Origin of the sequence: Flavobacterium sp. CFS9, assembly GCF_041154745.1 — a bacterium.
Taxonomy (GTDB): Bacteria; Bacteroidota; Bacteroidia; order Flavobacteriales; family Flavobacteriaceae; genus Flavobacterium.
Genome location: NZ_AP031573.1, coordinates 5,123,649 through 5,147,179, shown reverse-complemented (window position 1 = coordinate 5,147,179; position 23,531 = coordinate 5,123,649). Strand labels below are relative to the sequence as shown.

General features: G+C 36.3%; 18 protein-coding genes. 13 read left to right on the top strand and 5 right to left on the bottom strand.

Translation table 11 applies throughout. From position 1 onward, the window contains the following. A complete protein-coding gene (locus ACAM30_RS21140; protein ID WP_369616489.1) occupies nt 1-1,623 on the top strand; it encodes a UxaA family hydrolase in 1,623 nt (540 codons plus the stop codon). Nucleotides 1,624-1,817: 194 nt separating this feature from the next. Here the strand turns inward: ACAM30_RS21140 and ACAM30_RS21135 are convergent, their stop codons facing one another. After that, nucleotides 1,818-2,846 carry a LacI family DNA-binding transcriptional regulator gene (locus ACAM30_RS21135; RefSeq protein ID WP_369616488.1) on the bottom strand — a complete coding sequence of 343 codons (1,029 nt, stop codon included), beginning with the start codon at nt 2,844-2,846 and terminating at the stop codon, nt 1,818-1,820. A 283-nt stretch (nt 2,847-3,129) separates the two neighbouring features. On the opposite strand from ACAM30_RS21135, the gene ACAM30_RS21130 reads away from it, so the two are divergent. From ACAM30_RS21130 to ACAM30_RS21075, 12 genes are all read left to right on the top strand, one after another. After that, entirely contained in the window at nt 3,130-4,557 is a 1,428-nt protein-coding gene (locus ACAM30_RS21130; RefSeq protein ID WP_369616487.1) for a glycoside hydrolase family 28 protein, read from the top strand. Nucleotides 4,558-4,603: 46 nt separating this feature from the next. Continuing rightward, nucleotides 4,604-7,780 (top strand): SusC/RagA family TonB-linked outer membrane protein, encoded by a 3,177-nt coding sequence (locus tag ACAM30_RS21125; protein ID WP_369616486.1) that lies wholly within the window; start codon nt 4,604-4,606, stop codon nt 7,778-7,780. A 10-nt stretch (nt 7,781-7,790) separates the two neighbouring features. Continuing rightward, nucleotides 7,791-9,482, top strand: a complete 1,692-nt coding sequence (locus ACAM30_RS21120) for a RagB/SusD family nutrient uptake outer membrane protein (protein WP_369616485.1) — start codon at nt 7,791-7,793, stop codon at nt 9,480-9,482. Nucleotides 9,483-9,668: 186 nt separating this feature from the next. Further along, on the top strand, nt 9,669-10,634 hold the full coding sequence (locus tag ACAM30_RS21115) for a DUF4861 family protein (RefSeq protein WP_369616484.1): 966 nt from the start codon (nt 9,669-9,671) through the stop codon (nt 10,632-10,634). 222 nt (nt 10,635-10,856) lie between these two features. After that, a complete protein-coding gene (locus ACAM30_RS21110; RefSeq protein WP_369616483.1) occupies nt 10,857-12,077 on the top strand; it encodes a glycoside hydrolase family 105 protein in 1,221 nt (406 codons plus the stop codon). 73 nt (nt 12,078-12,150) lie between these two features. Next, entirely contained in the window at nt 12,151-14,175 is a 2,025-nt protein-coding gene (gene pelA / locus ACAM30_RS21105; protein WP_369616482.1) for a pectate lyase, read from the top strand. Nucleotides 14,176-14,242: 67 nt separating this feature from the next. Next, nucleotides 14,243-15,595, top strand: coding sequence for a glycoside hydrolase family 28 protein (locus ACAM30_RS21100; protein ID WP_369616481.1), 1,353 nt, complete (start codon nt 14,243-14,245; stop codon nt 15,593-15,595). Nucleotides 15,596-15,666: 71 nt separating this feature from the next. Continuing rightward, a complete protein-coding gene (locus tag ACAM30_RS21095) occupies nt 15,667-16,413 on the top strand; it encodes a rhamnogalacturonan acetylesterase (RefSeq protein ID WP_369616480.1) in 747 nt (248 codons plus the stop codon). A 1,184-nt stretch (nt 16,414-17,597) separates the two neighbouring features. Next, nucleotides 17,598-17,774, top strand: a complete 177-nt coding sequence (locus ACAM30_RS21090; protein ID WP_017495627.1) for a histone H1-like protein Hc1 — start codon at nt 17,598-17,600, stop codon at nt 17,772-17,774. A 638-nt stretch (nt 17,775-18,412) separates the two neighbouring features. Next, nucleotides 18,413-19,315 (top strand): carbohydrate kinase family protein, encoded by a 903-nt coding sequence (locus ACAM30_RS21085; protein WP_369616479.1) that lies wholly within the window; start codon nt 18,413-18,415, stop codon nt 19,313-19,315. Nucleotides 19,316-19,664: 349 nt separating this feature from the next. Beyond that, nucleotides 19,665-20,078 carry a hypothetical protein gene (locus tag ACAM30_RS21080; RefSeq protein WP_369616478.1) on the top strand — a complete coding sequence of 138 codons (414 nt, stop codon included), beginning with the start codon at nt 19,665-19,667 and terminating at the stop codon, nt 20,076-20,078. Between the two features lie 224 nt (nt 20,079-20,302). Continuing rightward, a complete protein-coding gene (locus tag ACAM30_RS21075) occupies nt 20,303-20,689 on the top strand; it encodes a helix-turn-helix domain-containing protein (RefSeq protein ID WP_369616477.1) in 387 nt (128 codons plus the stop codon). A 64-nt stretch (nt 20,690-20,753) separates the two neighbouring features. Here ACAM30_RS21075 and ACAM30_RS21070 read toward each other — a convergent pair whose 3' ends face one another. From ACAM30_RS21070 to ACAM30_RS21055, 4 genes are all read right to left on the bottom strand, one after another. Next, complete coding sequence (locus tag ACAM30_RS21070; RefSeq protein ID WP_070908279.1) at nt 20,754-21,086, bottom strand: YegP family protein; 333 nt, start codon at nt 21,084-21,086, stop codon at nt 20,754-20,756. 213 nt (nt 21,087-21,299) lie between these two features. Next, nucleotides 21,300-21,860 (bottom strand): DUF2911 domain-containing protein, encoded by a 561-nt coding sequence (locus tag ACAM30_RS21065; protein ID WP_369616476.1) that lies wholly within the window; start codon nt 21,858-21,860, stop codon nt 21,300-21,302. Between the two features lie 120 nt (nt 21,861-21,980). Continuing rightward, complete coding sequence (locus ACAM30_RS21060; protein ID WP_369616475.1) at nt 21,981-22,793, bottom strand: SDR family oxidoreductase; 813 nt, start codon at nt 22,791-22,793, stop codon at nt 21,981-21,983. Nucleotides 22,794-22,835: 42 nt separating this feature from the next. Next, entirely contained in the window at nt 22,836-23,285 is a 450-nt protein-coding gene (locus ACAM30_RS21055; protein WP_369616474.1) for a YhcH/YjgK/YiaL family protein, read from the bottom strand. Nucleotides 23,286-23,531: the final 246 nt, after the last annotated feature.

The window sequence follows — 23,531 nt, the reverse complement described above, 5'->3', positions numbered from 1 at the left end:
ATGGCAACACAAAAAAAATTAATAAAAGTTCATCCTACCGATAATGTAGCAGTGGCTTTGGTGAATCTTTCAGCCGGTGAGGTGATTGATTTCGAGGGTTCGGCTGTTAGGGTTGAGAGTGATGTGAAGATGAAACATAAAATAGCGATGGTTCCTTTTAATGAAGGAGACAGGATTATTATGTATGGAGTTTTAGTAGGAAAGGCGAGTGCCAGAATTGAAAAAGGAGGTTTGCTTTCTACAGCAAATGTGAAGCACGAAAGTGATAAAGTAACCGGAAAAACAGAAACGATTGGCTGGACAGCTCCTAATATTGAGAAGTGGAAAGACAGAACTTTCATGGGTTATCACAGAGAAGACGGACAAGTGGGGACTGAGAATGTATGGCTCTTTTTTCCGTTGGTATTTTGTGAAAACAGAAATATCGAAATTCTGAAAGATATTTTCGAAAAAGAATTAATGAAGCCCAAAGAGAACGATTATCAATTGTTACTTCGTTCTTTAGTTAAATCAGAAACCGGGGGAGCGGGAAATGAAGCCGCTTCAAACGAGGCTAATTTATTCAATAATATCGAAGTGAAATTCATTACCCATCAGGGTGGTTGCGGAGGTATTCGTCAGGATTCGCATAGTCTGGCCAAATTATTGGCAGGATATGTAAACAATCCCAACGTGGCAGGAGCAACCGTTTTGAGTTTGGGCTGTCAGAACCTGCAGATTCAAATTTTTAAAGATGCTTTAGATGCGATAAATCCGAACAGTAAAAAACCGGTTTTAATTTACGATCAACAGCAAATCGGGACAATCGAAGCCATGCTGAGCAGTGTGGTAAAAGATACCTTTGAAGCCATTAAAAAAGCAAACGAAGTACAGAGAACTCCGGCACCTTTATCCAAACTAAAAATAGGTTTAGAGTGTGGTGGATCTGATGGGTTTTCCGGAATTTCGGCTAACCCGACTCTTGGAGTAACTTCAGATTTACTGGCCGCTTTAGGAGGAACTACAATACTTTCTGAATTTCCGGAATTGTGTGGTGTAGAGCAGGAATTATTCAATCGTTGTGTAGAAGAGGAAAGTGGAGAACGCTTTTTGGAACTAATGAAATGGTATGAAAAAACCGTAGTAGATGCAGGTTCAGGTTTCGATATGAATCCATCTCCGGGTAATATCAAAGACGGATTAATTACCGATGCTATGAAATCGGCAGGAGCAGCTAAAAAAGGTGGAACATCACCCATTACAGGTGTTTTTGATTATGGCGAATACATTTCGAAACCGGGATTGACTTTGCTTTGTACGCCAGGTAATGATGTGGAATGTACAACGGCAATGGTGGGTTCAGGTGCTAATATGGTGTTGTTTACCACAGGTTTAGGTACTCCGACAGGAAATCCGATTGCTCCTGTAGTGAAAATTTCTTCTAACACTGATCTGGCGAAAAAAATGTCCGATATTATTGATATTGATACGGGCGGCATTATCACAGGAGAAAAATCCATTGACGAAATGGCAGACGAAATGTTGGAATTTATTATCGATGTTGCCAGTGGTACCATTAAAACCAAAGCTGCGATCTTAAATCAGAACGATTTTATTCCCTGGAAAAGAGGAGTTTCTCTTTAAGAAAATAAAGGATTGTAAACAGAAAACTCACTTAACAGTGAGTTTTTTTGTTTGGACCATTAAGCTAGTAAGTTTTATTAAGGAGTAGTTTAGTAGTCCTATTTAACCTATTAATCACGGAGCTTAATTTACTTAGTCCTTAGTTGAAGAAAGACAAAAAACTTAATTTGCCTTAATATCTTAATGGTGAAAAATTAAAAGCTACTTCTTGACGATGATTTACGAATGTGTAATTCCGGAGCAAGAACTACCTTTTTTTCTATCTTAATTGTCTCCGTTTTATCGACCTGTTCCAGAAAAACACGAGCAGACATTTTTCCCATTTCCAACGGTGACTGGTCTACAGAAGTAATCGATAATTCCATAAATTTCGTGAAAGGCTCATTACTGAAACCAGCCACACAAAAATCTTTAGGAATACTGATATTTCTTTCTTTCAGTTCCTGGATAGCGCCCAAAGCTGCAAAATCACTTGATGAAAATATAGCATCAGGAGGTGTTTCCAGTTGAAGTAAAGTCTCTACGGCCTGCTTTCCGTAATCAACGGTACTTTTTACAGGAATAACATACTTTTCGTCAAATGCAATTCCATGATCTAATAAAGCCTGTTTGTATCCCAAAAACCTGTTTTTAAAGATTTCAAGCGACTGATCTCCTGATAAGTGGGCAATATTTCTACAGCCTTCATCAATTAAATGTTTGGTGGTTTGGTAACCGCCTCTAAAGTCATTTATGGTTACAGAACTCACTCCGTCAATATGTTTGCTTCTGTCGAAAAAGATAAGCGGAACATTTTTTTGTAAAACATATTGAAAAGCACCGTCATTTTCTCCTGTGACATCGGTAACCGACATGATGATACCGTCAACCTGAGCATCTATTAAAGTATATAAGTTTTCGTTTTCTCTTTTCGGATTTTCGTGCGTCTGGCAAATAATGACCTGATAACCATGCGGATGAAGTTCTTCTTCTATTCCTCTGATAACCGAAGCGAAAAAGTTGCTGTCGATACGCGGAACTACAACGCCAATATTATTACTTCGGCCGCTTTTTAATGCGAGTGCCAGCTTGTTTTGCTTATAGTTCATTGAAGCCGCAGTTTTAATAACCAACTCACGCGTGCTTTCTTTTATTTTCGGATTATTGTTTAATGCCCGCGAAACGGTAGCAGCGGTGATATTTAATTTTTCGGCAATATCGTAAATGGTTATTTTTTCGCTCATTAAAAATGGTTTTACATATTAATCTCTGACAAAAATACATATTTTTTTATAACACTACACATATTGTTATCGATTACCATAATTTATAATTAAAACGATTTCGATTATACAATGATAATAAATTATCTAAATTTTTACATTAAGTGTAATTATATTCCGTAATAAAAATTAAATATATAATTAATTTTCAAATAAATTTGGTGCATTAAAACTATTTTTCTACTTTCGTGTAATCGATTACATAATTGCATTGTTTTCTAAATCAATCCTAAAATAGAATAACATGATTACAGGGAAAGTTCGAATGTTTAAAACAGTTTTAATGGCAGCTGCAACAGCTTTTACGATGCTGTCTTGCGGAAAACAGTTTTTAGCGGTTTCTGAATCTGATCCCTGGAAAAACAAAGACATAATAGTAAAAAGCATTTCTGAAACTCATTTTATTGATAAGACCTATAACATTAAAGATTTTGGAGCAGTTGCTGATGGAAAAACATCCAACACGCTGGCTTTTGAAAAAGCAATAAAAGCATGTGCTCAAAATGGCGGAGGAAAAGTATTGGTTCCTGAGGGAAAATATGTAACAGGTGCCATACATTTAGAAAGTAATGTAAACCTGCATTTGGATGATCGTGCTGAAATTCTTTTTAGTATTGATCCAAAAGAATATCCTATAGTTCATACCTCTTTTGAAGGAACAGAGCTGATGAATTATTCACCACTTATTTACGCCAAAAACAAAACGAACGTTGCCATTACCGGAAAAGGAATTTTAAACGGACAAGCAGATGCTACCAACTGGTGGATTTGGTCCGGTGGTAAAGATTACGGCTGGAAAAAAGAAATTCCTTCACAAAATGATCCCCAAAATCGTGAAGTTTTGATCGATATGGCGGAAAAAAGTGTTCCGGTAAAAGAAAGAATTTTTGGAGAGGGACGTTACCTGCGACCTAATTTTATTGAGTTTTTTGAGTGTAGTACCGTTCTGGTAAAAGGGGTAACCATTATAAATGCTCCCTTTTGGATTTTACATCCTTTAAAATCAAACAATATTATCATTGACGGAGTTACGGTAAACAGTCATGGTCCTAATAATGACGGTTGTGATCCTGAATATTCACAAAATGTACTTATTAAGAATTGTACCTTCAATACCGGGGACGATTGTATCGCGATTAAAGCTGGCCGTGATGGAGATGGAAGACGAGTAGCCATTCCGAGCAAAAATATTATCGTTCAGAACTGTAAAATGATCGACGGTCATGGCGGAGTTGTTATAGGAAGTGAAATATCGGCCGGCGTTAACAGTGTTTTTGTAGAAGACTGCGTGATGGACAGTCCAAATCTGGATCGCGCCATCCGAATCAAAACCAATTCAAAACGAGGCGGAGTCATCGAAAATGTATTTGTTCGAAACCTTGATGTGGGTACCGTAAAAGAATGTGTTTTAAAATTAAACATGTTTTACAATGTTTACGGTTCGCAAACCGGCAATTTTATTCCGACTATCAAAAATATCAGCCTGGAGAATATAAATGTCAAAAATGGAGGAAAATATGGCGTGTGGGCAGAAGGTTATGAGCAATCGCCTGTAGAGAATATTACCCTAAAAAATGTTGTCATTCAAAAAGTAGATTCAGTGCATTTGCTTAAAAATGTGAAGAACATACAATTTATCAATACCTATATCAATGAAAAAAAAGTAGAATAACTTACGAATTAAAAACTATCAATTAACCAAACCATTTTTAAAAACTATGAATACCAAACAACTATTAAAGAAAAAAATAAAATACAGTCTTGTATTTTTATTTTTCCTGAATTTTTTGTTGAGCAGCGCAATTTATGCGCAATCGACTGTAGTGGAGGGGAAAATTACAGATGCTGCGGGATTATCATTGCCTGGTGTAAACATTCAGGAAAAGGGAACTAAAAACGGAACCTCTACAGATTTTGAAGGAAGTTTTAAATTGAATGTAACTAATAATAAAGCTGTTTTAATTGTAAGCTATTTAGGCTTTCAGACACAAGAAGTGAGCATAGCCGGAAAATCGAAAGTGAATGTGAGCCTGGCTGAACAATCCAATTCACTAAATGAAGTTGTGGTAGTAGGGTATGGTACCGCAAAGAAAACAGACCTTACCGGAGCAGTCAATACTTTGTCGGCAGCTAAAATTACCGAAAGAAACGTTACCAATCCGATGGAGGCTATTCAGGGAGGTATTGCCGGAGTTCAGGTAACTTCAAACAGCGGTCGTATTGGTGACGGTTTTAACGTTGTGATCAGAGGAACAAACTCGATCAATAAAGATGGTTCTAAACCGCTTTTTGTGGTGGATGGTGTACCAACAGATAATATTGACTTCCTGAATCCGCAGGACATCGCTAGAATGGACGTATTAAAAGATGCTTCTTCTGCTGCCATTTATGGTTCCAGAGGAGGAAGCGGGGTTATTATTGTGACGACCAAAAGCGGAACAAGTGCTAAGTCTGGTGTTACGGTTACTTTTGACAGCTCTTATGGCAACAAAGAGGCTGTAAGATTACCAAAATTAATGAGCCCGGAAAAATGGTGGTACTATCACCAATCGGCATTTTTGGCAACGACTATTTCAGCAACCAATCCAACCTATAATGATATTGATGCAACAGAATTGAATGCTGCTGTAGGACAGGCCGGTACCAACCCGGTATTGTTTCAGCGAGTGGCTAACAATCAAAGCTACAACTGGCAGGATGCGGTTCTTAAAGGCGGAATGATGCAAAACAATTACTTAAATGTTTCCGGCCGAGCTGATAACGGACTGTCCTACAACATTGGTTTGGGAGCTCAGAAAGAAACGGGAGTAATTGACAATGAAGGAATTGATAAATACAATTTTAAAGCAGGTTTGAATCATAAAATAAACGACAAAATTTCATTTGGTGTTAATCTTACTATTTCTAAGACTTCAGAACAATTGGGAAGCCCAACTGCCATGCAGGAAGCTTTCAGACAAAATCCATATACTTCACCTTGGGCTATAGACGCGGCGGGTAATGAAATTGTCGGAACTTATGCGCAACAGCCGGGAACATTGAGATATCCTAACGGAAATTTAGCGATTAACAAAACAGGGTCTTACAATCCGCTTCTAGAAATTGCAAATTCGACAGATGAAATAGAAAGATTCACTACCCTTGGTAATATCTTCGGAGAATATAAAATCAATAGCTGGTTATCGTTCAGATCTACTTTTTCAGCAGGAAAAATGGACGCTAGAGAAGGAAGATCATTTGGTGCTCAAACCGATTTTGGTCTTAAAAATAAAAGCTTGCCATCCGGTGACGTAACTAATGTGAACAATTTTAATTATACGTGGGACAATCAATTTAATATCAGCTACACGTTGAATAAAGACCATGTTTTTAGCTTTTTAGGACTTCAGAGTTTCTATTCTAATACGACCGAAACGTATTTTTCAGCTTCAAGAGAAAATCCTTTTGAAACCAGTTTTTACAATTTAGGTTCAGGAGTTCAGTCTACTTACTCCTTGACACCATCAAGCGGTTCTATTGCCTTAATTCCTTCAGGAGTGTTCACACCGTACTCTAAAAATACTTTAGAATCGTATGCAGCCCGTTTCAATTATGCCTATCAGGGACGTTACTTGTTAACCGCTTCGGTACGTTATGACGGATCATCTGTTTTGGCCGAGAATAATAAATGGACTGCTTTCCCTTCTGTAGCTTTAGGATGGAATGTTCATGAAGAAGGATTCATGAAGAAATTAGATTTTGTTTCCAATTTTAAATTAAGAGGAAGTATCGGTTATACCGGAAATGATAACGTTAGCCCGTATTCAAGTTTAACTGTTTTAAAAAATCCTGCTTACTATGATTTTAACGGTACCATTGCCAATGGCTTTACTACTTCAAGTTTAGGAAATACCAATCTAACGTGGGAGAAAACAAAAGAGGTGAATTTAGGTTTGGATTTTGGATTTTTTCACAATAGAATCTCAGGTAGTGTAGACGTTTACAATCGTTTGTCTAAAGATTTATTGTTTCAACAAGCCCTTCCGTTAGAAATTGGAGTACCAACCATTACTTCTAACGTAGGTTCGATTAGAAACAAAGGTATTGAGGTGGCGTTGGTTACGAAAAACATTCAAACTAAAAATGTTACCTGGGAGACCAGTTTCACTTTTACTAAAAACGTAAACAAACTGGAGTCTATTTATGGTCAGGATCAGGTAAGTGATGTGGGGAACAATTTATTTATCGGAGAAAATGTGCACTCTTATTACAATTATGTTTTCGATGGAGTATGGCAGGAAAGTGAAGCAGCTCAAGCCCTTTCTTATGGTCAGAAACCGGGAGAAGCAAAAGTAAAAGATTTGAACAACGATGGTAAAATTGACGCCAATAACGACAGAGCTATTTTAGGAAACTACGATCCTAAATGGTCAGGAAGTTTTTCTACTACTTTAAAAGTAAAACAATTTGATTTGTCGATGTCGTTAATTACCAATCAGGGAATGACTGTCTTTAGCGGATTCCACGACAACTTTGCAGATGTTACCGACAGAGGACGTCAAAAATTAGATCTTGGAGACTGGTATATTCCGGCTAATGGTGCAGGTATAGCAGCTCAGTATTCCAATACAAATCCGTTACCACGTGGAGCAGGTGTTTATTATGATACCAATAACGTAGCATTCTACAAAGACGCTTCATTTTTAAAAATTCAAAACATTGCTTTTGGGTATAGTTTTGATTCCGATTTAGTAAGCAAATTGAAAATTAAAAGTTTAAGACTTTATGTGAATGTGTTGAATCCTTTTGTATTTACCAATTACGAAGGATATGACCCTGAATGGGCAACTGCGGCATTAGCAGTGAATCGTGTGGCAACAAGAACCGTTCAGATGGGATTAAGTTTAAAATTTTAAATTAAGAAAAATGAAAAAAATAGTAGTAGTTATAGCAATACTGGCGACGACATTCAATTCGTGCTCCAATTTTATCGAAGAAGACAACCGTGCCTTTGGTTCGGCAGAACAATATTTTCTTACTGCTCCCGGGTTTGAGTCATTGGTCAACACCAATTACGCCACTTTAAAAGACATATACGGAGGTGATCCGTGGCTGTTTGAAGCAGGTACCGATATGTATTCTGAAGGAAGAAATCAGGAACCGGAAGGACTGGCTAAATATTTGACCCTTTCTTCCTCGTCAGCCGGTGTAGATTTATTGTACAGAACTTGTTATATGGCGATTCAGCAAGCCAATAAAGGATTGTATTATTCAACCCTTACCGAAAAAGCAAGTACAGTAGATACAAGAGTAGGAGAACTGAAATTTTTAAGAGCAAATGCTTATTTTCTTTTGGTTCAGACTTATGGAGGCGTTCCAATTGTATTAGAGAATATTAATACTGCTGTTACCTCTTTCGACAGAAATTCAGCAGAAGAAGTATACACACAAATTTTAAAAGACCTTAATGAAGCACTTCCGGCAGTGGGTACAGGGGCTTACACAGGAAGAGTGAATAAAAGAGCCGTTCAGGATTTATTAGCAAAAGTATATTTGACTAAAGGTTACGAAACTTTTGGAACGCCGGCAGATTTTACTACTGCAGCTTCTTTAGCAGATCAGGTAATTGCCGGACAAGGACTTAATGTATCTTTTGCAGATGTGGTAAAACCAGGGAACGAAATGAATGCCGAAACCATTTTTTCGGTTCAGTTTTCAGTAGCTTCCAATGCTACAGGAGTAACTGCTTTGGGAAGTTCACAAAACTATTGGTTTAGCTCGTACTTAGGTGCGGCAGCAGCGGGGAATCCATATCCAAACAGAAGTTACACACTTTGTCCTACAGCTTATGCATTATCTTTATATGAGCAAGGAGATAAACGTTGGGAAAACACATTCATGACCGAAATTTACAGCCGATACTACGATTTTTATACCGTAACCGATAAAACGGCTTTGAAAATTACAGATTTTTACGAGCCACGCTGGTTTACATTGGCCGACAGAGCCGCCTGGAATACCGCCAATGCTTCAAGAAAAGCCAATGCGGCAACTTTCAGATACCACAATTGGGGGACTTATTCTTCGGCTGCCGCTTCAGGAGGTGATTACAACCTGATTCCCGTTCGTAAATTCGACGATCCAAATGCACCCTACAGCGGGGCAACCAGCGCAAACTATAACACAACACCGATCACTCCGGCAACAAACAGAAGCAGTACACGTGATTTTATTGTTGCAAGACTTGGAGAAACCTATCTGGTTGCTGCTGAAGCTTACTTTAAAGCCGGTCAGCCAGCGACAGCTCTAACACGTTTGAATGAAGTAAGAAGAAGAGCAGGAGGAGGAGTTGTAGGAGCAATTCCGGTAATGACGACTATTGATATCAATACCATATTAGACGAAAGAGGAAGAGAACTATTAGGAGAATACCACCGTTGGTTCGATTTGAAACGTACCGGTACATTGGTACAAAGAGCAGTTTTATACAATCCTAAAATTACAAATGCCAGTGTATTTAATGGACAAAATGGTAATCTTAAAATTTTAAGACCAATACCGCAGTCAGCACTAGATTTGAACAGAAGTAAAAATTACCCTCAAAACCCGGCTTATTAAAAAGGTTTTTATGATTAGTGGTTTTAAAAATTTTGAGGTTACGTTTTTTTGAGGAAGTTAAAAAGGGGTTCGATCCTGAATCGGGCTCCTTTCTTAACTAAATGGGAGTCATCTGGTGTAATTTAATAAAGCACCCATTGTACCAAACAATTTTTAGACAGAATATTTAAACAATTACAGTAAAAAATGAAAACAAAAATCACATTAGCAATCTTACTTTTAGTTGGTATTACAGCGGTTAAGGCACAGAAATATGATATAAAAACCGCAAAAACATATGCCGAAATTTCTGCTAAAACAGATGGAAAATGGGAAGCGCGTAAATATATTGGAGGTACTGTATTTAAAAATGTGGACAGACTCAAACTGGCACCGGAGCATACCGATCATTCTTTTGACATTCGTTACGAAGGACCGGGCTGGGAAAGCAATCGAATTGGATATCGTTTGTATTTAGACTGGCGAAATGCGATTGACATTTTCGGCAAAAAAACACCGGAAATTGTTTTACCAAAAGTAGGTCAGGATAATTTTGATTCCTATCATGAAATGAGCGATTGGGGTGCCGATATTCTCAAAGCTGGTAAAGGAATCGGAATTGGATCGATTGATCGTTACCTAAACAATGAAAAACTGCATTTCTATGAAGTAGATTCAACCATTGCAACAGTAGTTAATAAAACCAACGAATCGGGGGTGAAAGTGCAGTATTACGGATGGAAAACGGCTTCGGATAAAATTGATTTTACTTCAGTTTTAACCATTAAACCAAATGAATTGTACACACAGCATACCATTCAGGCATCCAAAGAAATCAAAGGAATCTGTACCGGAATTGTAAAGCAAAAAAATACGGAACTTCTTAAAAAAGAAAGCAAGAATAAAAAATGGGCGTATTTAGCCACTTACGGTCAGCAGTCATTAGTTCCGGACCAATTAGGAATGGCCATTTTTTATCAAATCAACGGCATCGAAAATACTCCTGATACAGATTTAGATTATCTTTTGGTGTTTAAGCCTACCACAAAACCCACTTCTTTTTACTTTTTAGGTGCCTGGGAACAAGAGCCAAACGGAATTAAATCGAAAGAAGAGTTTGTGAAATATTTGGATCAAAGACTAGAAGTACTGAACAAAAAGGGTAAAATGTAAGTTGTGAGATGAATCGTGGATTAAGAGGTTAAAGAGATTAAAAAATCTGCTTGATTTGCAGGATCTGCGTGAGAGAGTATTTACAATCACAATCAAATCTAATTCTTTTAATCTGTGGTAAAAAAAACAGATTAAATAATTACAAAATACATAAATCTGCAGGAAAGCAATTAAACGTATTGTGATTTGCTGTAAAATTGTAGAATTTAAAATAAAGTAGCAATGAAAAATAAGAATACAAAAGGTTATTTTGCAGCGATGACATTGGTCTGTCTGATGGTCTTTGCAAGCTGTAAAGTCACTTCTCAGGAACCTTCAAAAAAAGAAATTGTTATCGGAAAAGATTTAAAATGGTCTGATAAAATGGCTTTGACTTTAATGAAACGTCATCCCGAAAGTTATAGGATCGATGATTCAAAAACACCCAAATGGGATTATGTTCATGGATTGGTTTTACATGCGATTGAAGAACTGAACAAAAAAAATCCGGATACGAGATATACGGACTATGTAAAAAGCTATGTAGATGTTTTGGTTCAAAATGACGGAACGATTAAAACCTATGAACTGGATAAATACAATATTGACTTAATTGTACCGGGACGTTTGTTGTTTGATATCTATGCTGCTACGAAAGAAGAAAAATACTTAAAAGCACTTGAGTTACTACGCAAGCAGCTGACGGAACAGCCAAGGACAGCGAGCGGTGGATTTTGGCACAAACAAATTTATCCGAATCAAATGTGGCTGGACGGTTTGTACATGGGAGAACCATTTTATGCACAATATACCGTTACCTTTGAAGGAGGAAAAAGTCTTGATGATGTCGCGAAACAGTTTGAGTTAATTCAATTGCATGCAACAGACCCAAAAACAGGTTTGTTGTATCACGGTTGGGATGAGAGCAAACAGATGCTCTGGGCAAATAAGGAGAACGGAACCTCTCCGAACTTTTGGTCAAGAGCTTTAGGCTGGTATGTCATGGCATTGGTTGATGCGTTGGATTATTTCCCTAAAAACCATCCGAAACAAAAAGAATTGATAAAATACCTGAATACGGTTTCGGTTGCTTTAGCTAAATATCAGGACAAATCCGGTTTGTGGTATCAGGTTACAGACAAAGGCGGCTCAGAAGGAAATTATTTGGAAGCTTCGGGATCGTCAATGTTTGCTTATGCTTTTGCAAAAGGAGCCAATAAAGGTTACCTTCCTTCAAAGTATAAAACTTTGGCCAATAAAGCTTTTGACGGTTTAACCAAACAATTGATCAGGGTAGATGCTGATGGCGGAATCACATTGACGCAGGCCTGTCAGGTAGCAGGTTTGGGAGGAAATCCCTATCGTGATGGATCGTATACCTATTATGTAAACGAAAAGAAAAAAGACAACGATCCTAAAGCAACCGGACCATTTATTCTAGCCGCTGTTGAATTAAACAGATAATAAAGAAGTAACCCGAGAGGTTTTTAAAACCTGCTGGTTTAATTGGATTAGAATAATAAAATAAAATTTTAAAATGATTAAGTTAAAAAATATTCTGTTGCTTTTTGGTTTGGCTCTGAGTTTTGGTATTCAGGCCCAGAACACCTATAAAAATTGGCCGGATATCATTCGAAAAAATGATGCAGCCTGGTTTGGCACCGATGAAGCAAAAAAAATAGCAGAAAATGTACTGCTCTACCAAAGAGAAATTGGCGGCTGGCCTAAGAACATTCAAATGCAGAATGAATTAACGCCGGAGCAGAAAAAGGATTTACTGAAGCTTAAAAAAATAACTGCAGAAACGACGACAGACAATGGAGCAACGTGTCAGGAGATGCTTTTCATGTCCAAAATGTACGCGCAGGTAAAAGACGATCGATACAAAGAATCTTTTTTAAAGGGACTGAATTATTTGTTGGAAGCTCAATATAAAAATGGAGGATGGCCTCAGTTTTATCCTTTAAAAAAAGGCTATTACACACACATCACATACAACGATGATTCGATGGTGAATATCCTGAACATTATAAAGCAAGTAAGTGAAGAAACCGATTATTTTAGTATAAAACCGTCTAAAGCAATTGTTGAAAAAGCGAAAGAATCTTTCCGAAAAGGAATAGATTGTATTTTAAAAACGCAATACAGGCAGAATGGTACTTTAACCGGCTGGTGCGCCCAGCATGATGAGGTTACTTTAGCACCTGCAAACGCAAGAGCATTCGAACTGGCATCGTTAAGCGGCTCTGAATCCGCAAAAATTGTATTGCTTTTAATGTCAATCGAAAAACCTTCCGCTGAAATTATTACAGCGGTACAAAGCGCAAAGCTTTGGTTCGAAAAAACAAAAATCACCAATCTGGAAGAAAAGCGCGTTTTGAACGATGCCGGAAAAGTGATCGATAAAAAAATGATCGTAACACAAAATGCTGCTCCAATTTGGGCAAGATTTATGGATCTTTCTACCAATGAACCCTTCTTTTGTGATCGAGACGGAATCCGAAAAAAATCGATTGACGAGATTGGTGCCGAGAGACGAAACGGCTATTCGTGGTATTCAGATTCGCCTAAAGAAGTACTAAAAAAATACGCGGCATGGACTGTAAAAAATGGAGTAAAAGTAACGTCTAAAGAATCTACAGATCCCCAAAAAAGTAATCGGATTACTGTTGCTTTAGACGGTTCGGGTGATTTTACAAAAATTCAGGACGCTATCAATGTCTGCCCTTCTTTTCCTTATGAGAGAGTAACCATCTTTGTAAAAAATGGAATTTACAAGGAGAAAATCCGAATCCCGGAATGGAATAGTCAGGTGACTCTAATGGGTGAAAGCAAAGAAAATACCATTATCGCTTTTGATGATAATTTCTCAAAAATTAATACAGGGAGAAACAGTACTTTTTTTACGTATACCGTTTTGGTGGAAGGCGATGATTTTTCAGCATCCAATTTAACGATCAAAAATGCTTCAGGTGATAACGGTCAGGCCATTGCACTGTCTGTTGTAGCAAACAGAGTTCAGATTTCAAACTGCTTAATCCTCGGAAATCAGGATACGCTCTATTTGTCCGGAAAAGAAGCCAAACACTACATTAAAGACAGTTATATCGAAGGCACAACCGATTTTATTTTCGGAAGCGCAACGGCTCTGTTTGAGAATTGCGAGATTCACAGTATCAAAAACTCCTATATTACTGCTGCTTCAACACCTGAAGGAACCGCTTTCGGATTTGTTTTTAAAAATTGCAAACTCACAGCTGAGCCGGCAGCAACAGCAGTTTATCTGGGCAGACCCTGGCGTATCTATGCCAAAACCGTTTATATGAACTGTGACATGGGAAAACATATCAGGCCCGAAGGTTGGGAAAACTGGTCAAAACCCGAAGCTGAAAAAACGGCTTTTTATGCAGAGTATAATAATAAAGGGGAGGGCGCTCAGCCATCAAAAAGAGTGTCTTGGTCGCATCAGCTTACTAAAATAGAAGCCGAAAACTACAGCACAGAAAATATTCTGAAAGACTCAATCCAGAATTGGTACGCTGGGAATACAGCCATCAAGTAAGAGTAAAAGATCAAACAAAAACCTTAGCATCTTAGCCCCTCAGAACCTCAGTACCTTTAAAAAAAACATGACTTTAAAGCACTTCATTTTACTATTCCTTTCGTGGGCTTCTTTTGCTCAGAATGTTGAATTTCCATCAGCAAAGGTCGATTCAATTGTCAATAGAATTCAGCTTCCCGTATTTCCTTCCTATCAAATTAATATGGTAAAACTGGGAGCAAAGGGGGATTCCATTACCAATAACAAACCTTTCTTTGACAAAGCAATGGCTTTGTGTAAAAAGAATAAGGGAGGGACAATCATTGTTCCAAAAGGAATTTATAAAATCAATGGCCCAATTCATTTTGTGAGCAATGTGAATCTTATTTTAGAAAAAGGAGCAAAAATTAAATTCAGCGATACTCCCACAGATTATTTACCAATGGTTTTAACGAGTTGGGAAGGAACGATGTTATACAATTACAGCCCGTTGATTTATGCTAATGAATGCTCAAATATAGCCATAACAGGAGAAGGAACCATTGATGGTGACGGAGGTAAAATCTGGAAGAGTTTTAAAGCAAAGGAAGGCGTCGGAAAAAACAGAAGCCGTGAAATGAACCATAATAGTACGTCTTTGAAGGACAGGAAATTCGGAGAGGGATACTTTTTGCGTCCACAAATGATTCAGTTTTTAAATTGTAAAAATATTTTGGTTGAAAATATTCATATTGAAAATTCTCCTTTTTGGTGTTTGCATTTATTGAAATCACAAAGTATTACGGTGCGTGGTGTGCATTACAAATCATTGAATCATAATAACGATGGAATTGATCCCGAGTATGCAAAAGATGTTTTAATTGAAAATGTAACCTTTGATAATGGCGATGATAATGTAGCCATAAAAGCGGGACGAGATCATGAAGGAAGAGCTAATTCGGCTACTCCAAGCGAGAATATTGTTATTAGAAATTGCAAGTTTAAAGGACTTCATGGAGTAGTGATTGGGAGCGAAATGTCGGCGGGAGTTCAGAATGTATTCATCGAAAACTGTGAAACAGCAGGCTATTTAAAACGAGGTATTTATTTGAAAACCAATGCTGACCGAGGCGGTTTTATCAAAAATGTTTTTGTTCGAAATGTAAAACTCGATGAGGTCGAGGATTGCTTGTACATCACAGCCAATTATCATGGAGAAGGAAGCGGTTTTCAATCTGAGATTTCAAATATTTCATTCTCGAATATTACCTGCAATAAGGCCACGGCATCCGGAATTGTAATTCAGGGGTTTCCGGACAAAAAAGTACGTAACATCTCCTTCAATAACATTAATATCAAGTGGGCTAAAAATGCGATTTCAAGTGAGAATGCCAAAGATGTATTGCTTAATGAAGTCGTTATTGGAGAAAAAGCAACGGTGCCAACGGCGGTCTCGAAATAGTTTTTTTTGGAGGTGCTGAGAGGCTAAGGTTCTAAGGGACTAAGATTTTTTTTTAGTAAAATGTAAATCAAATGACTAAATATTATCTGTTACTAATTGTTTTTTTTTCAGTGGCATGCTTTGCTCAGAAAACAACACTTTATACGATTGGCGACTCGACTATGGCCAATAAAAAAGATCCCGAACGTAATCCGGAACATGGATGGGCGCAGGTTTTACAGCCTTTTTTTACCGAAAATATTGTGGTCGAAAATAAAGCGGTAAACGGACGAAGCACTAAAAGTTTTATCAATGAAAAACGATGGGATTCGATTTATAAAAAACTCAAAAAAGGAGATTACGTTTTCATTGAGTTTGGTCATAACGACGAAAAAATCGAAGATTCGACCCGTTACACAAATCCCCATACAGGTTACCGATACAACCTGATTAAGTTTGTAAAAGAGAGTAGAGAAAAAGGCGCAACCCCTGTATTGTTAAGCTCGGTCGCGAGACGTAATTTTAACGAAAAAGGAGTTTTAATACCCACACACGGTGATTATCCTTTAATAACCAGAATGGTGGCGCAAGAGTTTAAAGTTCCTTTTATTGACCTCGAATATTTTACAGAAATATTGGAACAAACCTACGGCCCTGAAAAATCAAAACAGCTGCATTTGCATTTTAAAGCGGGTGACAATGCTTATTATGATAAAGATAAAAACGATGATACCCATTTATCATTAAAAGGAGCCACAGAAATTGCCAAAATTGTAATCAATCAAATTAAAGCCGCAACTGATCCTGCTTTGGCGGTATTAAAAAAAGGAATTAAATAAAAGACTTAGGCCAAAAAGATACTCATAGACAAATTAATTTCATATTTGTCTTATTACGATAGTTTTATGGCTTATTGAGGTGCTTGAAAAAAAATGTTACAATTAAATTTGCTGCATACTTTATTACTTCTTCATTATTTTTTAAGAAGAGAAGAGGAAGGATAAAAGTGTATTATTTATTAATAAGAAACACTGGAAACAGCATATGGGCACCTCTACTTTTTCATTGGAGTTTGATTTGAATATGGCAGAGATACGTAATTTGCATAAGATGTATTTCAAAGATTTGTACAAAAAAAGAGTAATGTTTTTTTTAGCAGTCACTTTAGTGATCTTTGTTTATTCAGATTGGAATGGGAATAATGATTTTTTTCAATGGATTATAAAAGACTTGTTTTTAGTGATCCTTTTTTTACTTTTTCATTATCCAATAGTAAATACAATTTGCAAAGTAACTTTTCGATTGGTCAGAAAATTGTTAAAATTTGATCGTTTTTCACGTCAGTACAAATTTAGTTTTACGAATTCATTTATAGAAGTCCATTCCCCTTTGGGCGGATTTACTCATAGATGGTGCCAGATAGAGAAGGCAATCCTCACTAAGGACTGTTTTCTGTTATATATTAAAGATAAGAATGGTTACATTATCTCAATTTCAAACAAAGAGAATTGCAGCAAAAAAATAGAAAAATTAATTGAATTTATTGATTGCAATGTTACCCATGTAGAAAGAATCTGATTGATGGGTAAGAGATTTTTTTAGAAAAAGTGAAAGCTGAAATAAGGAAATAAACACCTCTTCATAGTTTGAGTCTCGTATCACAAATACTTTCATTTTTGAAGACTTTTAAGCCAAATCTGGCGCATATTTGACTGATTTTTGTCAAAAAAAGCAGAATTACAATTGCTAAAAGGAGTAAAAAGGGAACTTTTTGACGTGTTTTGAAGTTACAAAATGAAATTTTATTGAAAATACTTCCGGATGCCTTACAGGGCAGGAATTATCAGGGGTAGAAAATAAATTATTGAAAATTAGTTTGTTGTGAAAAATGAAATGCAAAAAAGTGAAAAAGTAAATTTATCGTTAAGTCAGAGGCTTAAAAATGAGGATAAATTTAACAGCAAATGTGTTGTAACTCCCAATCAAACTTCTATTTTTGCGACTTAATTTAATAATTATAAGCATGAACGATCTATTAGTAAAAATCAACGCCGAAATTGAAACATTTAAAGCAGAGGCTGAATCATTAACTGAAAAAGGTGTTAAAGCTGCTGGACCAAGAGCGCGTAAATCTACTTTAGAAATTGAAAAACTTTTAAAAGAGTTTAGAAAAGTTTCTATCGAAGAATCTAAAAAATAATATTTTTTTTCGAAAGAAAAAGACCTCGCTTAATGAACTTTAAGCGAGGTTTTTTTATGGGAAAATTTTAGAGAGATTTTTTATTATAAAGTTGTTCAGGATTAACAAAAAAAAGGCAGACTGATAAAGTTTTTAACAACAGTGTCAACTTTAAAATCTCTTAGTTATTACAAAAAAATAATAGAACATTTGTTTATAGGGGCAAATGCTGTAAAACCATAAATAAGGCTGAAAGCCAAAAAGCAAAAGGATAGTGCAACGCACTATGAATTAAATTATTGGTTAATATCACGCCCTGAAAGGGCAAAAGCAGAGGGTTTAGAATTAGACATTCTAGTAAAAAATAGTTTTTTTGAGCTCAGGCTTTTGCCCTTTCAGGGCGTAAACCATCATTTCTATTATTCATAGTGCTTCGCACTATGCTACGGCTAAGGCTCTTTCAGAGCAGTAGTTTTCGAATGCATACTTTATTATTTTTTAAATTCCCCAAGAGCTTTTAGTATTGCCCCGATCGCAGTTTAATTTTATAGTTGTATTTTAGACACATCGGTAAAAAGAGTCAGACCATCTTCTGTTTAGAGAGAAAATCAACATTACCGTGTTTTAAACAGACTTGCTAATATAAAATTGTTTTTAGAATGAGTAATGGAAAAAGTCTAAAGGCAATTGCCTACGGAGAAGTACTTTGGGATGTTTTTGCTTCAGAAAAAAAGATTGGAGGCGCACCATTAAACGTTGCCCTGCGAATGCAATCGTTAGGCTGCAATGCTGCGATGATTAGCTGTGTGGGAAATGATGAAGGCGGTACTGCGATTATCAATCATATAAAAAGTCTTGGACTCGAAGTTGAAGCGATAATCAAATCAGAAGATTTTCCGACAGGTTTGGTTAATGTAACTCTTAACGATAAAGGATCGGCGAGTTATGTCATTCATTATCCGGCGGCCTGGGATAAGATTGTTTTAAGTGATTTTGCCAAAAGTTTGACAGCGAATGCCGATGTTTTGATTTTTGGAAGTTTAGTTTGTCGGGATGAGATATCCAGGAAATCTCTTGAAGAATTATTACAGACCAATGTTTATAAAGTTTTTGATGTCAATTTAAGAAAGCCTCATTATTCCTATAAGATTTTAGAACAGTTGATGCATGCTGCCAGTTTTATAAAGTTTAATGATGAAGAATTATTAGAAGTTTCCGCAGCACTGCATTCACCTTTTACCACACTGGAAGAAAATATTTATTTTATTGCAGAGAAAACCAGTACCAATGCTATTTGCGTAACCAGAGGACAACATGGCGCAGTATTGCTTTGGGAAAATCAATTGTATGAGAATTACGGTTATAGGGTAAAAGTTGTGGATACAGTAGGGGCAGGAGATTCTTTTTTAGCCGCTTTAATTACCTCACTGCTTACGGGAAAAAAGCCGCAGGACGCAATTGATTTTGCATGTGCTGTAGGCGCCTTGGTTGCTGCGTCACCCGGTGCCAATCCTGAGATTCCGTTTTCAAAAATTGAAAGTCTCCTGATTGGGACAATTTAAATCTAAAGATAAATGGTAAGCCCTGAAACAAATTTTGATTAGGGGCTTTTTTGTTTTTAATATTAAGAAGGATAATGAAATTTAATAGAGGTAAAATCAACTGCCTGCACCATTGAATATAAGTAAAAATTGACATTCCAGAATTAATTACAACAGTTAGTTATATTCTATAAGGAGGTTTGTAAGAAAGAAAATACATAGAATGCGTAATATTGCGAAAGAGAGTTTTATTCAAAAAAAGAGACCGCAATTGGTTACTTTTTTAAGAGTATAATCCATTTTTAATTATCGCTGAATTTGATATTCACTATAATTATTTCTTGTCTTTTATTAATAATCTTTAATTACTATGTTCATTACCCTTACTCAGGATCAGGTTCAGTTTCAGTATGGTTCAAAACGATGGCAATACTGTTTTAATGAAATTGCAGAATTTGGTTTACTCAAAAAAAAGAAGAGTTATCTTCTTGAAAACGGAGTTTTTACTCTGACTACCGCTTTGGCTTATTATTGTATGTTTTTTTCCAATTTAAATGACTTGTATTATATCGGCCCCACGATTATAGTATATGCTATTCTTATCATTTTAAGATTCTATAATACTTTTGAATTTGACTATTATGTCATTGTTAAAGACGTATATAAAAAAGAAATTAAAGTAAAAATCAAAGTTTTAGACCGTCACGAAATCGGGAAACAGATCGATGCGTTTTTAAACCTGAATTTTAACAGACTTTTGAAGAAAACGAAAACAAATCTATAAAATTTAATAATGTTATTAGATGGAATATCTCAAAATGAGCTGTTGGTGATTGTCGTTGCCATACTTTATGGCTTTATAATTACCACCAGAAAAAAATGAAAATCTACTGTTTTAAAGACCTACCGATGAAACAGTATGACAGTGCATTAAAAAAGTATGGCAGTAGCACCAAATGTTTAATTACAATTGATTTTAAGCGATACAAAATACCCCAAGATAAAATTATGACCTCTTCGATAAAAAGTAAAATAAAAAGCATAAGAGAACTAAAAAATTACACGCAGGAATATATGGCAGATCAGTTAGGTGTTACACAGGCAGGATATAGTAAAATTGAGAAAGGAAAAACTATTCTATCTTATGAGAAATTGGTTGAAATAGCCAGAATTTTGGAGGTTAGTGTAGAAGACGTAATCAGTTTTGACAGTCAGAGATACTTCAATAGCTTTAATAAAGTGAGAGGAAACAATAATGGAAGTATTCAGATTAATTCAGACAATAGTGCAGCTTTAAAGGCTTTGTATGAAGATAAAATTGTGCTTTTAGAGAAATTGTTAAACAAAACCGAAGAAGAGTTACGTCGTTATAAAGAAAAATTCGGAGAGATTTAGTTTAAGGAATTAGATCAAAAAAAATGGGGCTGCTAAGCCCCATTTCGTATTATTTTTATTGCAATTATGTAGTTTGATCGTCAGTAGAAGCTTCAGGTGCGTTTGTTTTTACCGATGCTATTCCGTTATCTCTGGCGCTGGTACTTTCATACATTTCGCTTGCTCCAATAATCTGACCGTTACTGGCTTTTAAGTTGAAATATGGTTTTCCGCTTTTGGATTCCAGTCTGTCAAATCTACCATCGTCCTGCGAATTTGTTTTAACAGACTCAATTCCGTTTAAGCAGGCCGCTTTGGTCGTATAACCTTCACTTGTTAGAATAGTTTGCCCATTACCAGCTTTTAAATTAAATTGAAATTCACCATTGGCTCTCTTAGTAATTACAAATTTTCCCATCTATTTTTTGATTAAGTTAAAAATTAAATTCTTTGATATTCATAAAAATACAAAACTTCATCGTATAAAGTATAACCGGATGAAAAATAAATTAGTAAGGATTAAATCAGAATGACTTTTCCTTTTTTTACATTTTTTGCGATGAGGCCGGATGATACAAAAAAGAGACACCATTCGGTATCTCTCTATTGCTGTCGCTAATTGTGCAGACTTCTATTTTATTATGATTGGCACTTCAACAGTTGTTTTGTCCCAGCCAATTACTAAATTCGTTACGTTACCCTGAGTAGTAAAAGCGATCGATAAAGCTTCAATTGTATTGGATACTGGTTTAACCGGAACACTTACTCTTGCAATATCTTTACTTTCGTCATACGCATAAGCCCCCCATAAATCGATTTCTTTATTGATAATGATGGTCCATTTGTCTTTTTCAGGAATAGCAAACAAACTGTAAGTTCCGGCAGGAATATTTACTCCGCCAATAGTAACCGGTTTGTAAAATTTGATTTCAGTATTTTCATTAGCACCTACACGCCAAACTTCACCAAACTTAATCAATTCGCCAAAAATAGCACGTCCCTTAGCAGAAGGTCTTGAATAAATAATCTTAACTGCCGGAGCCGGATTATCGGTCTTTTTGAATTTTACCGCTTTGTTTGGAGAGTACGCAATATCAACTGGACTCGCATCCAAAGGAGCAAATTTAACTTCCTGAGCATTAACTGAAAAAGCTGTTAATAAGATAATTACCAATAAATTAATTTTTTTCATAGTTAGAATAGGTTTTAAGTGTTCACACAAAGTAAGAAAATCCTAAACAGAAATCATATAGTTTTTTTCCTTTTTTTGTTAATGAATTGGTAATGTTATAAGAAGGATAAAGTTCTGTTTTTAAATACTTGCTGCTGCAAATCCTCCGTCTACTTTTAGAATCGTTCCCGTAACAAATTTAGACAGGTCACTGCATAAATATAAAAGAGCTCCGTTGACATCTTCCGGAGTACCAAATCTTCCCATTGGAGTACGCTCGATGATTTTTTCTCCCCTTGGTGTTAGTTTACCTTCCGGAGTCAGTAGGAGTGCACGGTTTTGTTCTCCTATGAAAAATCCGGGTGAAATGGCATTGACGCGTATTCCTTCGCCATATTTAGTAGCCAGTTCTACTGCCATCCATTGTGTGAAATTATCGATGGCTGCTTTAGAAGCGGCATATCCTACCACTCTTGTTAAAGGACGTTGTGCGGCTGCTGATGAAATGTTAATGATATTTCCCTGTTTTTGTCGAGCAAAAAGTTCCGAGAATACTTGTGAAGGCAACATTGTTCCGATAATATTCAGATCGATTACTTTTTGTAAATCTTCGGTTTGAAGGTCGTAAATAGCCTGATCGGAGCTGATGGTAGCTCCGGGCATGTTTCCTCCTGCAGCATTGATCAGAATATCGAGACGACTGTAATTTTCCACAATAAAATCTTTGGCCTTTTCCAGTTCTTCTTTGTTTAAAACATTGGCCTGAATGGCAAAAGCTTTTCCGCCATTGCTTTCTATAGCAGCAACAACTGCATTGGCTTTTTCGATCGACTGGGAAACGATTCCGGTAATAACACCCTGTTGGGCCAGAACCTTAGCGAAGTTACTTCCCAGTACTCCGGCACCACCGGTAATTAATGCAATTTTTCCTTTAAGATTGAATATTGAATCCATGTAAATTTTGTGATTGATCGTATTTTGAATGGTGTTCCTGTTTTAAACTTTTACTTTAATAACAATTTTTTTAAGTGGCTTTTCGCTTATCATTGCCGAGTGGACATCTTCGGGAAACAGGATTGTAAACTGTTTTTCCTGTAATTCAAAAAACATATCGGGTTTGTCATAAAAGAAACGAACATCGCGTTCGTCGCTGTATTCTCCATTTGGGCTAATACATTTTTCTCTGGGTTTCCAGGCAAAAGTCTCCGGTCCTTTGATCGGAATCTGGATGTCTATATTTTTATCGTGGCATTCGAACCCCTTTATACTTTCTTCTTTAGTGGTGCCTTCGCCAACTATTACAATCACTTTTAAGCCCTCGCCAATTTCAAAGGCTCCTTCTTCAAGAGTACTGATGTCATTTTGGTTTACGTAATCAAATGCTTTTTTAAAATTAGGATGCAGGCTGTAGTATCTGGCTGCGTTTTGTAAGGAATCTATAATCATTGTTGTTTGTTTTTTAGGTATTTTAAGTTTCCGAATTGATTGCCGAATGAATGGATTCGGATTTGATTTATAATTTATTTTTTACTTTATATGTTGAGTTTTAAAATACTGGTTATTAGGTTGTTGATTGCTTTTTTTGGTTTGATGTCAGTAGTTGTCAAATGTTCTTTTGTTAACTGTCAGTTTATCGGAGAATAATTGTTTTTTAGGATAGAAGGAATTTGCATTTTCTCTTGATGTGATATG

What these genes read in the sequence shown, in the direction of transcription:
- ACAM30_RS21090 (WP_017495627.1), top strand. Translation starts at nt 17,598, where the DNA reads ATGAACGATCTATTAGTAAAAATCAACGCCGAAATTGAAACATTTAAA.
- ACAM30_RS21095 (WP_369616480.1), top strand. Translation starts at nt 15,667, where the DNA reads ATGACTAAATATTATCTGTTACTAATTGTTTTTTTTTCAGTGGCATGC.
- ACAM30_RS21130 (WP_369616487.1), top strand. Translation starts at nt 3,130, where the DNA reads ATGATTACAGGGAAAGTTCGAATGTTTAAAACAGTTTTAATGGCAGCT.
- ACAM30_RS21115 (WP_369616484.1), top strand. Translation starts at nt 9,669, where the DNA reads ATGAAAACAAAAATCACATTAGCAATCTTACTTTTAGTTGGTATTACA.
- ACAM30_RS21140 (WP_369616489.1), top strand. Translation starts at nt 1, where the DNA reads ATGGCAACACAAAAAAAATTAATAAAAGTTCATCCTACCGATAATGTA.
- ACAM30_RS21100 (WP_369616481.1), top strand. Translation starts at nt 14,243, where the DNA reads ATGACTTTAAAGCACTTCATTTTACTATTCCTTTCGTGGGCTTCTTTT.
- pelA (WP_369616482.1), top strand. Translation starts at nt 12,151, where the DNA reads ATGATTAAGTTAAAAAATATTCTGTTGCTTTTTGGTTTGGCTCTGAGT.
- ACAM30_RS21065 (WP_369616476.1), bottom strand. Translation starts at nt 21,860, where the DNA reads ATGAAAAAAATTAATTTATTGGTAATTATCTTATTAACAGCTTTTTCA.
- ACAM30_RS21120 (WP_369616485.1), top strand. Translation starts at nt 7,791, where the DNA reads ATGAAAAAAATAGTAGTAGTTATAGCAATACTGGCGACGACATTCAAT.
- ACAM30_RS21070 (WP_070908279.1), bottom strand. Translation starts at nt 21,086, where the DNA reads ATGGGAAAATTTGTAATTACTAAGAGAGCCAATGGTGAATTTCAATTT.
- ACAM30_RS21060 (WP_369616475.1), bottom strand. Translation starts at nt 22,793, where the DNA reads ATGGATTCAATATTCAATCTTAAAGGAAAAATTGCATTAATTACCGGT.
- ACAM30_RS21125 (WP_369616486.1), top strand. Translation starts at nt 4,604, where the DNA reads ATGAATACCAAACAACTATTAAAGAAAAAAATAAAATACAGTCTTGTA.
- ACAM30_RS21085 (WP_369616479.1), top strand. Translation starts at nt 18,413, where the DNA reads ATGAGTAATGGAAAAAGTCTAAAGGCAATTGCCTACGGAGAAGTACTT.
- ACAM30_RS21110 (WP_369616483.1), top strand. Translation starts at nt 10,857, where the DNA reads ATGAAAAATAAGAATACAAAAGGTTATTTTGCAGCGATGACATTGGTC.
- ACAM30_RS21055 (WP_369616474.1), bottom strand. Translation starts at nt 23,285, where the DNA reads ATGATTATAGATTCCTTACAAAACGCAGCCAGATACTACAGCCTGCAT.
- ACAM30_RS21075 (WP_369616477.1), top strand. Translation starts at nt 20,303, where the DNA reads ATGACCTCTTCGATAAAAAGTAAAATAAAAAGCATAAGAGAACTAAAA.
- ACAM30_RS21080 (WP_369616478.1), top strand. Translation starts at nt 19,665, where the DNA reads ATGTTCATTACCCTTACTCAGGATCAGGTTCAGTTTCAGTATGGTTCA.
- ACAM30_RS21135 (WP_369616488.1), bottom strand. Translation starts at nt 2,846, where the DNA reads ATGAGCGAAAAAATAACCATTTACGATATTGCCGAAAAATTAAATATC.